The following is a 13383-nucleotide window of genomic DNA, read 5'->3' as shown; positions in this document are numbered from 1 at the left end:
CAAGCTTTACCTTTTTTGAACCCTTGTGCCGAGGGACAGAAACGTTTCGCAGCAATATCTGCCCCTCAGGCTTATGTTGATGTGGCCTTTAAAAGAGGAAGTAACGCTGAGCCATAGGCAGCGTTTCCGAAGGCTCCGAAGTGATTAATTCCCCATCAATCGTGACTTCGTAGGTCTCTGGATTGACCGCGATATCTGGGGTCGCGTCATTGAGCTTCAGGTCTTTTTTGGTGAGATCGCGAATGCCGGAGCATACGCGGATTTCTTTCTCCAAGCCAAGCTTTTGCGGGATGCCTTCCTCAACCGCTGCTTTGGACAAAAACGTGATTGAGGATTTGCAGGTAGCCTTGCCGTAGCCACCGAAGGAGTAACGGTAAATGGAGGGCTGTGGGGTAGGGATGGACGCATTGGGGTCTCCCATTGCCACCGATACTACTTGGCCGCCCTTGATGATCAGATCAGGTTTCACACCGAAGAATTTTGGCTGCCACAGGACCAAGTCCGCGAACTTGCCTTCCTCCACGGAGCCGACGGTATCTGCGATTCCCTGAGCGATTGCCGGGTTGATGGTGTACTTGGAAATGTAGCGCCGAATACGGAAGTTATCGCCGTATATGTTTTCATCCTCAGGCAAACTGCCACGCTGCCGCTTCATAGCGTCGGCCACCTGCCAGGTGCGGAGGATGACCTCGCCTACACGCCCCATTGCCTGCGAGTCAGAGGAGGTAATGGAGAAGACTCCCATGTCATGCAGCACATCCTCAGCGGCGATGGTTTCGGTGCGGATGCGGGAGTCCGCGAATGCAACATCCTCAGGGATATCGGCATTCAGGTGGTGGCACACCATCAGCATGTCGAGGTGCTCTTCGATGGTGTTCTTGGTGTACGGCAAGGTCGGGTTTGTGGAAGCCGGTAGAACGTTGGGAAGGCCAGCCAACTTGATGATGTCTGGGGCGTGGCCACCACCTGCTCCTTCAGTGTGGAAGGTGTGAATGACTCGGTCTCCGATTGCCTTCTCAGTGGATTCAACGAATCCTGCCTCGTTGAGGGTATCGGTGTGAATTGCTACTTGGATGTCGTATTCGTCGGCCACTGATAGGGAAGTGTCAATGGTGGCTGGAGTGGTGCCCCAATCCTCATGAATTTTCAAGCCAATAGCGCCAGCTCGTACTTGCTCCGCAAGTACCTCGGGATTGGATCCGTGCCCCTTGCCCAGCAAACCGAAGTTCATAGGGAACGCCTCAAGGGATCGGAGCATGTTCTGGATGTTCCATTCACCCGGAGTGATGGTAGTAGCCTTGGTGGACTCAGATGGGCCAGTGCCGCCGCCGATCATGGTGGTGATACCGGAAACAAGAGCGGTGTTGATCTGATCCGGGCTGATGAAGTGAATATGTGTATCGATGCCACCGGCGGTGAGCACTTTTCCTTCACCAGCGATGATGTCGGTTGCGGCACCAATGGGTATGGTTACACCGTCCATTGTGGATGGGTTTCCAGCTTTGCCAATTCGGAAGATATTTCCGTCACGAATTGCTACGTCAGCCTTGTAAATGCCTGTGTAGTCAATAATGATGACGTTGGTGATGACCAAGTCAGGTACATCTTGATCACGCGTAATCTGGCCGTCCTGTCCCATGCCATCGCGGATGACTTTGCCACCACCGAACACTGCTTCTTCGCCCGGTACGGTGAGGTCCTTTTCCACGGTGGCAAACAATTCTGAATCGGCCAGACGAAAGCTGTCACCGGTGGTTGGTCCGTACAAAGAGGCGTACTGCTCACGACTTAGTGTGAAGCTCATTGTTGTCGCCCTACCTTACTTCGTAGTTCATGCCCGCGTTGGCGAGCTTGTCAGTGGTCAGTTCAAAGGAATCGAGGTTTCCATCAACGAGGTTGCGGAAACCGTGGACTGTACGGGTTCCGCCTAGGTCGATGAGGCGAACGACGGTGGCATCGCCGGGTTCCAAGCGCACGGCGGTTCCAGCTGGGATATCGAGGCGCTTGCCAAGCGCTGCTGCACGATCGAAATCTAGTGCCGCGTTAGTTTCGGCGAAGTGGTAGTGGCTCCCTACCTGTACTGGGCGGTCGCCACGGTTTGTTACTTCAAGTTCAATTGCTTCGCGACCAGCATTGCATTCAACTTCTGCGTCACTCAAAACGTATTCACCTGGGTACATGAGGGGTTTTCCTTCTTCTCGTTAGCGTATTGGGCTGTGGACGGTGACAAGTTTGGTGCCGTCAGGGAATGTAGCTTCCACTTGGACGTCGTCGATCATGTCCGCGACCCCATCCATGACGTCATCCCTATTGAGAATGGTGGTGCCGTAGCTCATGAGCTCCGCTACAGTTTTTCCATCACGGGCGCCTTCTAGGAGTTCGTAGGTGATGATGGCGACAGCTTCCGGGTAGTTGAGTTTGAGGCCTCGGTTCTGGCGGCGGCGCGCTAGATCCGCAGCGACAACAACCATGAGCTTTTCCTGTTCGCGTGGTTGAAGGTACATGGGTTTTCACCTTTTGTGAGACGAGATTATTTTCTATCTATTGTTCGATAGATAAATGTACGCCAAAAAATCGCCCGTTTTCAATAACTTAAGGCGATCTTTTTGGGAGAAGGTTTCTTAAAAGAAAGAAAGCTGCATTTAAAACTATGGATTTTAAATAAATAATCCTGAGGCGTTCTGGTGAACAGGGGGTAAAGAAAAGGGGAGGCTTACTGCAGGGTTGAAATGGCCATGTCTGAATCCTCTGGTTGATCTGCCTGCTTCTGCTGAGGGGTGCGGTTACTGCGGTTATTGGAGAGGATGGAATCTGCACCCACGGTGATCCATAGGGCGATGAGGAATGGCCAGGCGGTCACGGGAAGTCCGGTCGCTGCTAGAACTGGTTGGATTGCAAGGACCAAAACTGCGGACGTAATTGCCCCGGCGAAGCGAGTTTTCATTGAGCGGTCTGCCCAGAACACTCCGCCCACGGCCATGGAAGCCAAAACCGTGCAATAGGTAAATAGTCCCGTTGATGCCTCCATGGTTCCGTAAAGCAGAGGAGTGCCAACAGCGCCAACAAGGGCTCCGGTGGCAATGAATAGCGCGTTGGTTCGGTTAAAAACTACGGCGGCGATGAGCAGCAAGGTTCCTATTAGCCAGCCGTCGGTGAAGAATACTTCCGCGATGCCATTAAGGGCGGTGAACGTGATACCTAACGCGCCTTCGGCCGTGGTGAGTTCCCATTCGGTTTTCATTGTGCCGGTTAGGGCGAAGACTGGAGTTGCGATGATGGCGAATGGTGTAGAGGCTACTGGCAAATGAAGGCCTTTTAGCCATGGGCTTTCAAAAAGCAGTGTAAAGGCTTTGAAAAGAATTGCGCAGGCAATGCCGCCGAGTATGGCAAAGGCTACAGTCCGCAGGGTGTAGCCGGAATAAACGGCTGAGATGGCTGCGAACAGTGCGCCGTTAAAGCCTGCGATTCCTGAAGCTACTATCTCTCGGTCGCCGGCGAGCCTGGCTGTGACGGTGCTGGAGGCGCAGCCAATCAGGACAATGGCTGCGAAACGAGGATCGAAAATCGCGAGGATCGCAGTGAGTATTGCGCCAAAAAGGGCGTGGCTGGTGAAGAAAATCTGAGAGATTCCGCGAAAGGTGTACCGCACTGCGTTCATGATCTTTATTGTGCCATCTTTTTCATATGTGCTTCAAATAGTTTACAAATGTTCCCATTAGTTTCTGGAATCTGTATCCTTGTAAAAAGTGGCGATTATTACAGCTGCGACGGCAACTAAACGCTTACCTGCGTTAATAATGGGGCTAATACTTTTGATTTCGGCTTAAGGTAGTTCCTACTGTCTTTAAGCTGCAATTTCGAGCTGTCCATTCGGGGTTACGGTTTCCTATTTCATGCAATCGGTCGTAAATTATGCGATATGAACGCAGTTTTAATAGCCGTGCTGATCATGCTGATCCTGGCGGTTCTACGTGTCCACGTTGTTCTTGCATTGTTTATTGGTGCTCTCGCCGGTGGCCTTATATCGGGCATCGGCCTTGATGCAACGATGGTTGCATTCCAGGATGGCCTGTCCGGTGGTGCAAAGATTGCATTGAGCTACGCGCTGCTGGGTGCTTTTGCAATGGCCGTCGCAAGCTCTGGCCTTCCTGACCTTTTGGCTAAATTCATCATGGCCAAGATTGGTAAGGACCCAGACAACAATTCTGCGCTTGCTACCAAAGTCGTGGCGACCACCAAGTGGTTCATGATTGCTGGCATATTGGCAATGGCTATCATGTCGCAGAACTTGATTCCGGTGCATATTGCCTTCATTCCGCTGATCATTCCACCACTCTTAGCAGTGATGAATAAGCTCCGATTGGACCGCCGTCTGGTTGCCTGTGTCATGACGTTCGGTTTGGTGACAACGTACATGTGGTTACCAGTGGGCTTTGGTTCCATCTTCTTGAATGAGATTCTGCTTGGCAACATCGAATTTGCGGGTTTGGATACTTCTGGCATCAACATCATCAGTGTCATGACCATTCCGGCGTTGGGTATGGTTGCGGGTCTGTTGATTGCAGTGTTTATCACCTACCGCAAGCCGCGTGATTACCAGACGGCCGCCATTATCGAGGACGATAAGCCAAAAGAGATTTCCAAATTCAAGATTTATGTTGCACTGGTAGCCATTGTTGCCACGTTTGCCGTACAGGTGGTTATGCAGTCCTTGGGTACGGAAGCGGACTCTCTGCTGATTGGCGCGCTCGTTGGCCTCTCAATCTTCATGCTCACTGGCGCCGTGAACTGGAAAGAAGCGGATGACGTATTCACTCAGGGCATGAAGATGATGGCCATGATTGGCTTCATCATGATTACAGCGCAGGGCTTCGCTGCAGTCATGAATGCTTCCGGAGAAGTGGAAAGTCTGGTCAATAGCTCTGCTGAGATCTTTGGCCAGAACAAAGCTGCCGCTGCGTTTGTCATGCTGCTCGTTGGCCTGGTCGTCACCATGGGTATTGGTTCCTCTTTCTCCACGCTGCCGATCATCGCCACCATTTACGTCCCGTTGTGTGCCACCCTCGGGTTCAGCCCAGCAGCAACCGTAGCAATCATCGGTGCAGCTGGCGCCCTAGGCGACGCTGGTTCCCCAGCTTCGGATTCCACACTGGGCCCAACTGCAGGTCTTAATGCGGATGGTCAGCATGACCACATTCGCGACTCGGTCATTCCAACTTTCCTGCACTACAACATTCCTCTCATGATTTCCGGCTGGATTGCTGCGATGGTGCTCTAAGCATGCATTAGTTGTTAACGCTGATCTCTGATGTGAACATCTATTAGAGATCAGCGTTTCTTTATGGCCTGTGTACGATGTGAGCATGACATTTGCCTGGCCGATAACTCTTAGCGAATTACACGACGGTGATCTCACCCTGCTTCCGTGGAACAGGGTAAACGAGATCCCCGAGGTTATGGATGACCTCATTGTGGCCAGCAATGATCAGCGCATGCAGCGCTACACCCACGTACCAGAGGGCTACACGGCTTCCATGGCGAAAAGTTTTCTGGGAGAGGATGAAGCTGTGCGATGGGCCTTGGTGGAGGACGGGCGTTATTGCGGAAATATTGGGCTGCGCCTTGACCACCTTGACTTTGCGCACGTCTCTGTTGGCTATGCAACAGCCCCGTGGGCACGGGGCAAGGGGTTGATGACGAGGGCACTGCGCCTAGTGCGGGACTATGCGTTTGCCCACGGCGTTTTCCGTTTTCAAGTTAAAGCAGAGGTGAACAACGTGGCGTCGCGCCATGTCGCGGAATCTGCGGGGTTTATATTCGAAGGCGTCCAACGCGGTGGTGAGATCCTCCGTGGTAAGGCGAATGATCTGGCAGTGTACGCGCTGTTAGCCACGGATAAAGTCTCCGATTAATTCGACATTTAGTTGCGTCTTCGCCCTTACACATTGTCTTGGTGCGCAGTACAATAACCTTTTCTAAATAAAAACAGTTGGCAGTGGCCGCAGATTTACCACGCTCGCAGTAGTACTAGGGGACAGAATGCCGAAGTTGAAGCTTAATGGCCAGATGGTGTGCCAGACGCCCGAGCAGCGCGAGGCAGTGTTGAAACACCTTGATGAGCATGTGAAACTCACTCGTTCGGAATCCGGCTGCCTTGAATTCTCAATTGAAGAAACCAAGGATCCTTTGGTTTTTCAAGTCAATGAGATGTTTGCCAGCGAAGGCGATTTTCAAGCACACCGCGCTCGCACAGAGTCCACAGAGTGGGCGGAAGCCACCAAGGGAATCAAGCGCAAGTACAACATCAGTATGGTGAAGGTTGGCCGCTAACCTTTTTGCTGGAGGGTTAAGCGTTCTGTTTTAGATCGTATTTCCGCACTGAAAGAGGGATGGCTGCACCGTGGCAGAGGTAACTCGAGACAAAGATATTTTTATCAAAACCCCCAAAGGCATAGCGGTGATGGCTCCCTTGATCATCGGCGTAATGGTGATCATCATTTGCGCACTCATCGGCATTCAATCAAGCAGTTCAGCGCCCGTGTTCTTCATCCTGATAGCGGCCATCGCAATCGTATGGTTGCTACGGACCAAAATTTGGTTTGCTATTGGCTCTCGCTCCGTTGTGGTCCGTGCTCCTATGTGGCGTAGGGAAATCCCATTCGGAGATATCGCGGAAGTAGAGGTCCATCCCGATCATGGAACCAATTTCGGTGCCATTAATTGGCCCGTCACCACCAATAAGAAAGAGAACCTCACTCGTTTGAACCTAGGCGGTGAAGCCAAAGTGGTTCTGCGAATTGTGGAAGGTGCTCGAGGAACTGGCCCTGCAGGTGGGAAAGTAGTTGCCAGTGAACTGCGCGATCTTGAGTTCGTTACCTCGACGCTGCAGAATGCTGAGGAAATTGCCACCAAAGTAAGGGCGAAACAGCAATCGTATTTAGACGCGCGTTAAAGGATTCTAAGCAAAAGGCCTTGGCTTTCCACAAGGGGAGCCAAGGCCTTAAAGCTGCGATTAAACGCTCAGCGGGTTGGTGCGAGGAGTCACTGCGATTGGTAGGGAGGTCTCGCCCATGAGATCAGCGTCCACTGCGGCTGCGCATGCGCGGCCCTCAGCGATTGCCCACACGATCAGGGACTGGCCACGGCCGTTGTCGCCTGCTACGTAGACTTTTGGTTTGAAGCCTGGGAACAGTGGCTTGATCTGGGCGCGGTACTCGGAGTCGCGCACCATGCGGTTGCGCTCGTCGAATGCAACGCCCAGCTCGTGAACAACGCCACCGCGTTCAGCGCCTGTGAAGCCCAGTGCGATCAGAACGAGATCGGCTTCGAGGTCAAAATCGGTGTCCTCCATAGGGACGCGGCGGCCGTCGACCACCTTGACCTCGTTGCCACGAAGGGAAGTCACCTTGCCGTCCTCGCCGTGGAAGGACACTGTGTTGACAGAGTAAGTGCGGGCACCGAGCTCGTCGCCTGGGGCGCGCTTTGCAAGACCCAGGGCTTCGATTTCGGCTGCGGACTCGTTACCAGTGACAACGTACTCGCCTTCTTCATGGGCAGTAGCAGTGCGGTAGATCAATGGGTACATCGGCCATGGGGTGGACGCCGCACGGTGTTTGGTAGCACGCGGGCGAATGTCGAACTGGGTGACAGATGCCGCGCCCTGGCGCAGCGCGGTGCCGAAGCAGTCGGTGCCGGTGTCACCGCCACCGATAATGACTACCTTCTTGTTTTTCGCGGTAATCGCCGGGACGTCAGTGTCTCCTTCGCAGACCCGGTTCTGCAGGTTCAGGTAGTCCATTGCTGGGTAGATTCCGTCCAGCTCGCGTCCCTCAACCGGCAGATCGCGTGGAACTGGAGTACCGGTGGCAAGAATGACGGCATCGTAGCCGGCCAGGTCAGCCGCGGTAGGGGAGACACCAGTTCGAAACTCGGTGCCCTCGGCTTCCATCTGCTCTAGGCGGCGGTCGATCCACTTGTTTTCCATTTTGTACTCAGGTACGCCGTAGCGCATGAGCCCACCGATGCGGTCATCGCGCTCGTAGACGGTGACCTTGTGGCCAGCGCGGGTCAGCTGTTGCGCAGCGGCCAGGCCTGCAGGGCCGGAGCCCACAACCGCAACTTTCATGCCGGTGTCCATGGATGGCTTGACTGGGGTGACCCACCCCTCTTCGAAGCCGCGCTCGGCGATGGCGAGTTCAACGTTCTTGATGGTGACGGCGTCGTCGTTAATGCCGAGGACACAAGCGCCCTCACATGGCGCTGGACACAGGCGGCCGGTGAACTCCGGGAAGTTGTTGGTGGCGTGGAGACGATCCCATGCTTCTTTCCAGCGGTCTTGGCGGACTAGGTCGTTCCACTCAGGGATGATGTTGCCCAGAGGGCAGCCTTCGTGGCAGAAGGGAACACCGCAGTCCATGCAGCGAGATGCTTGCCGCTTGAGCTGGCCCTGAGGCGCATCCTCGTAGACTTCCTTCCAGTCCATCAGGCGAAGGGGCACAGGGCGGTGCGCTGGCTCTTCGCGGTCATACTTCATAAAGCCTTGTGGATCAGCCATTAGTTCACTGCCTCCATAATTGCTGCGTTTACGTCGCGGCCTTCCGCGGTCGCGAGATCAATAACATCAAGTACCTTGCGGTACGGAGCTGGGAGAATCTTGCGCATCTCCTGCGGCTTGTAGGCCACCTTTTGACCAGTGCGTTTCTCAAACTCGGCAAAGAGCTCGGTCAGCTTCTCAATGTCTGCGTCATCCAACTCTTCAATGCCGTTGGCAACGTCTGGGTTGAGCTTGTTTTCAAAGTTATCCTGAGGCGCGATGTAAGCCACGCCGCCGGACATACCGGCGCCGAAGTTGTCACCGATCTCACCGAGGATGACTACGGTGCCGCCGGTCATGTATTCGCAGCCGTGGTTGCCCACACCCATCACCATTGCGGTGGCGCCGGAGTTACGGACACAGAAGCGTTCGCCCACGGAGCCAGCGATGTAAAGTTCGCCCGAGGTGGCGCCGTACGCGGTGACGTTACCGGCGATGATATCTGGGTTGTTTTTCAGCTGCTTGGGTGCGGACTCGGATGGGCGGACCACAATGCGGCCGCCGGACAGACCCTTGCCTACGAAGTCGTTGGCGTCGCCTACCAGATCCAGAGTCATTCCCGCCGGCACGAAAGCACCAAAGGAGTTACCCGCAGAACCGGTGAACGTCAGGTGCAGGGTGTCTGATGGCAGTCCCGCCCCGCCAGCTGCGCGGGTGACGCGGGAACCAGTCATAGTGCCAACACAGCGGTTGATGTTGCTGATGGGGTAGGACAGGTGAACCTGTGGGTCCTCACCCGCGGTCATCCACTCTGGTGCGTTAGCGGAGTTCTTTGCCGCCGCAGCATCGATGGTGAGCTGGGTGTCGCGGATGATCTGGTTGTCCAGAGCGTTTTCCAGTGAATGCTCCTGGGTTTTGGTGCATCGCAAGTTTTGGTTTCTGAAGAATGGAGACTCGACGCGCTCGAAGATGGAGGACAGATCCAACTTGCCTGCGCGGTCAGTAGCAGGATCGTCGGTCATCTTGAGAACCTGGGACTGGCCAACTGCCTCATCAATGGAGCGGAAGCCCAACTGGGCTAGGTACTCGCGGACCTCTTGGGCGATGAAGGTGAAGAAGTTAACTACGTGCTCTGCACGGCCAGTGAACTTCTTGCGCAAGTCAGGGTTCTGGGTGGCGATGCCAACTGGGCAGGTGTCCAGGTGACAGACGCGCATCATGACGCAACCCTCTACAACAAGTGGTGCGGTTGCGAAGCCGAATTCCTCAGCACCGAGCAGCGCCGCTATGACGACGTCGCGGCCGGTCTTGAGCTGGCCGTCACACTGAACGCGGATGCGGTCACGCAGGCCGTTGAGCAGAAGGGTTTGCTGGGCCTCTGCGAGGCCCAGCTCCCACGCCCCACCAGCGTGTTTGAGCGAAGTGAGCGGGGATGCGCCGGTACCACCGTCGTGACCGGAGATGAGCACAACGTCTGCGTGAGCTTTGGATACACCGGCGGCAACGGCACCGATGCCCTGCTCTGCAACCAGCTTCACGTGGATGCGAGCGTCTGGGTTGGCGTTTTTCAGGTCATGGATCAGCTGGGCCAGGTCCTCAATGGAGTAAATATCGTGGTGAGGGGGAGGGGAGATCAGGCCCACGCCTGGGGTGGTGATGCGAACCTCAGCAACCCATGGGTACACCTTGTTTGGTGGCAGCTGGCCACCTTCACCAGGCTTTGCGCCCTGAGCCATCTTGATCTGGATGTCGGTGCAGTTAGTGAGGTAGTGGCTGGTCACGCCGAATCGGCCAGAAGCGACCTGCTTGATCGCGGAGCGGCGCCAGTCACCGTTTTTGTCTACTTCAAAACGCTTGGCGTCTTCGCCGCCCTCACCAGAGTTGGACATGCCGCCCAAGCGATTCATAGCGATTGCCAGAACCTCGTGGGCTTCGGCGGAGATGGATCCGTAGGACATAGCGCCAGTAGAGAAACGTTTGACAATGTCCGCAACGGATTCAACCTCATCAATGGAAATCGGTTCGCGATCTGGAGCAAATTCGAACAGACCGCGGATGGTTGCCAAGCGCTTCGACTGGTCATCTACCTTGCGGGTGTAGTCCTTAAAGATCGCGTACTGGCCGGTGCGGGTAGCGTGCTGCAGCTTGAAGATGGTCTCTGGGTTGAACAGGTGGTATTCGCCCTCACGGCGCCACTTGTACTCGCCACCCAAATCCAGCTCGCGGTGAGCGTTTTCTTCCGGGCGTGGAAGGAACGCCTGACGGTGGCGCGCCTCAACGTCCGCTGCAATGTCTTCCAGATCAATGCCGGAGATCGGGGATGGGATTCCACCGAAGTACTCGTCCAATAGATCTTGGTGTAGGCCGGTGACGTCAGCCAGTTGAGCGCCGCGGTAGGACGCCACGGTAGCAATGCCCATCTTGGCCATAACCTTGAGAATGCCGGTGGTGGCAGCTTTGTTGTAGTTGGTGCAGGCCTCGTCTAGGGTGAGATCGCCCAACTGCCCCTTCATGCGGAGCTCATCAATGGTCTCAAACGCCATGTATGGGTTGATCGCGTCTGCACCGTAGGCAATCAGCATTGCCAAGTGGTGGACCTCGCGGGCGTCGCCGGCCTCAACCACGAGGGAAGCGCGGGTGCGGGTGCGCTCGCGAACCATGTGCTGGTGAACCGCTGAGGTCAGCAGCAGGGTAGGGATGGGCGCAAAGCGTTCGTTGGACTCGCGGTCAGAAAGGACAATCAGGGATTTGCCCTCGCGGACGGCGTCAGAAACCTCACGCAGAACACGGTCGATAGCCTCGCGCATTCCCTTGCCGTGGTGGGCCACTGGGTACAGGCCAGAGATGACGGCGGCGCCGAAGGATTCCCACTCGCCACCGTCGTTGGCGTGAATCAGAGTAGCCAACTCGTGGTTGTCAATGATGGGGGAGTTTAAGTGGATGCGGCGCGCAGCCTCTGGTGTTGGGCTGAGAACGTCGCTCTGCCCGCCCAGGAGGGTGAACATGCTGGTGACCGGCTTCTCGCGGATGGAGTCTAGCGGCGGGTTGGTGACCTGCGCGAAGCGTTGTGCGAAGAAGTCGAACAGCATGCGCGGCCGGCTAGACAGTGCCGCGATGGGGGTATCGGAACCCATAGAACCAATCGCTTCGGTGGCGGTGAGTGCCATGGGGCGGATGATGATGTCTACGTCTTCTTCGGTGATGCCGAACACGCGTTGGCGAAGAACCGCACGCTTGTGGGGCATGTACTCGTAGCGAGTTTGCGGGAGGTTCTCGATGTGAACGAAGTTTTCATCAATCCAGTCACCGTAAGGCTCAGCGGTGGCCAGCTTCTCCTTGATTTCTTCGTCCTCAATGATGCGCCCATTGGCGGTATCTACCAAAAACATGCGGCCTGGCTGAACGCGGGTGCGTTTGACTACCTTGCCTGGATCAATGTCTAGGACACCTGCTTCCGACGCCATCACGACGAGGCCGTCATCGGTGATCCAGATTCGGCCAGGGCGCAGACCGTTACGGTCAAGGGTGGCACCCACCAGGGTGCCGTCAGTGAATGCGACGGCCGCCGGGCCGTCCCACGGCTCCATCAGGCAGGAATGGTACTCGTAGAAGTCGCGCAGCTTTGGATCGATGTTGTCTGCGTGCTCCCATGCCTGCGGGATAGTCATCATGACTGCGTGTGGCAGGCTACGGCCACCCAAGTGCAGGAGCTCTAGGGCCTCGTCGAAACGCGCAGTGTCAGAGCCGGTGGGGGTACAAATGGGCAGAACACGGTCCAGTGCGCCCAGCTCCTTGGACTCGATGAGTGATTCGCGCGCACGCATCCAGTTCTCATTGCCACGCACGGTGTTGATCTCACCGTTGTGCGCAACAAGGCGGTATGGGTGCGCCAGCGGCCATGCTGGGAATGTGTTGGTGGAGAAGCGGGAGTGTACCAATGCAATTGCAGTCTCCATGCGAGGATCCTGCAGATCAACAAAGAACTGGCTGAGCTGTGGGGTTGTGAGCATGCCCTTGTACACGACAGTGCGTGCGGATAGGGATGGGAAATAAACGGTGTCCTGGCCGTTCTTGGTGCCTAGTTCGCGCTCGCAGCGTTTGCGAATAAAGAACATGACGCGGTCAAGATCGATGTCCTTCTTGCCGGAGGCAGAAAGGAAGATCTGAGCGAAGGTAGGCATGGCGTCTTTCGCCATCTCCCCCAACATGGATGGATCAGTTGGTACGTCGCGCCAGCCGAGTACCTCCGCGCCCTCTTCCTGGGCGATGGCCTCGATCTCTCGACGTGCGTCCAACATTGCCATGCGCTGACGAGGCAGGAACGCAATACCGGTGGCGTAGGAGCCAGCCTCTGGCAGATCGAAGTCAACGATCTCGCGGTAGAAGCCGTCTGGCACCTGCATAAGGATGCCGGCACCGTCACCCGTGTTCTTCTCTGCGCCTGCGGCACCACGGTGGTCAAGGTTGACCAACGCCTTGAGCGCTTTATCGACGAGGTCACGGGTTGCGCGGCCGTGCATGTCTGCTACGAATGCGACACCACAAGCGTCGTGTTCAAAGCCGGGATTGTAGAGTCCCTGTCTTTTCATTTCCCCTCCGTCAAGCTGCGGTTAGTTTCGTTGTAGGCCTTAATCGGGTTAATTCTATCTATTAATCAACAGGTAACAAATTAATTAAAGAATTCCTACACCCAGTCCGGAGACTGCGAAGTCAAGATAACGCCGATAACCTGCGCCTTCTTTTCCGATCTCGCTGAGGAGGAAAGTGGGATTGGGTGTATCCAAATTGCTGATCTTTAGGGCTCGAACGAAAACACGAACCGTTGGTGAATGCCTCTTAATATCACCGTA

General features: G+C 55.5%; 10 protein-coding genes. 4 read left to right on the top strand and 6 right to left on the bottom strand.

What is annotated here, in order from left to right:
• Positions 1-88: 88 nt before the first annotated feature.
• The 4 genes from ureC to ACXM2N_RS08215 form a co-directional block, all read right to left on the bottom strand.
• The gene (gene ureC / locus ACXM2N_RS08230; RefSeq protein ID WP_458487683.1) at positions 89-1804 is read right to left on the bottom strand and encodes an urease subunit alpha; all 1716 of its coding nucleotides are present in this window, start codon (positions 1802-1804) and stop codon (positions 89-91) included.
• 10 nt (positions 1805-1814) lie between these two features.
• Positions 1815-2180 (bottom strand): urease subunit beta, encoded by a 366-nt coding sequence (locus ACXM2N_RS08225; protein WP_458487682.1) that lies wholly within the window; start codon positions 2178-2180, stop codon positions 1815-1817.
• 21 nt (positions 2181-2201) lie between these two features.
• Complete coding sequence (locus ACXM2N_RS08220) at positions 2202-2504, bottom strand: urease subunit gamma (protein WP_458487680.1); 303 nt, start codon at positions 2502-2504, stop codon at positions 2202-2204.
• Positions 2505-2713: 209 nt separating this feature from the next.
• Entirely contained in the window at positions 2714-3658 is a 945-nt protein-coding gene (locus ACXM2N_RS08215; protein WP_458487678.1) for an urea transporter, read from the bottom strand.
• Positions 3659-3919: 261 nt separating this feature from the next.
• On the opposite strand from ACXM2N_RS08215, the gene ACXM2N_RS08210 reads away from it, so the two are divergent.
• The 4 genes from ACXM2N_RS08210 (at position 3920) to ACXM2N_RS08195 (ending at position 6952) form a co-directional block, all read left to right on the top strand.
• Complete coding sequence (locus ACXM2N_RS08210) at positions 3920-5278, top strand: Na+/H+ antiporter family protein (protein ID WP_458487676.1); 1359 nt, start codon at positions 3920-3922, stop codon at positions 5276-5278.
• 85 nt (positions 5279-5363) lie between these two features.
• Complete coding sequence (locus ACXM2N_RS08205) at positions 5364-5912, top strand: GNAT family N-acetyltransferase (protein WP_458487674.1); 549 nt, start codon at positions 5364-5366, stop codon at positions 5910-5912.
• Positions 5913-6039: 127 nt separating this feature from the next.
• On the top strand, positions 6040-6330 hold the full coding sequence (locus ACXM2N_RS08200; protein ID WP_458487672.1) for a putative quinol monooxygenase: 291 nt from the start codon (positions 6040-6042) through the stop codon (positions 6328-6330).
• Between the two features lie 130 nt (positions 6331-6460).
• Positions 6461-6952, top strand: a complete 492-nt coding sequence (locus ACXM2N_RS08195; protein WP_458487670.1) for a hypothetical protein — start codon at positions 6461-6463, stop codon at positions 6950-6952.
• A gap of 60 nt (positions 6953-7012) precedes the next feature.
• Here the strand turns inward: ACXM2N_RS08195 and ACXM2N_RS08190 are convergent, their stop codons facing one another.
• Positions 7013-8554: a glutamate synthase subunit beta gene (locus tag ACXM2N_RS08190; RefSeq protein ID WP_458487668.1), complete on the bottom strand. Its 1542-nt coding sequence runs from the start codon at positions 8552-8554 to the stop codon at positions 7013-7015.
• Positions 8554-13122: a glutamate synthase large subunit gene (gene gltB, locus ACXM2N_RS08185; RefSeq protein WP_458487666.1), complete on the bottom strand. Its 4569-nt coding sequence runs from the start codon at positions 13120-13122 to the stop codon at positions 8554-8556. The genes ACXM2N_RS08190 and gltB overlap by 1 nt, the downstream gene beginning before the upstream one ends.
• Positions 13123-13383: the final 261 nt, after the last annotated feature.

It is taken from the genome of Corynebacterium sp. ZY180755, assembly GCF_054331495.1.
Note: the sequence above shows the minus strand (reverse complement) of the source record. Positions and strands in the feature narration are given on the sequence as shown.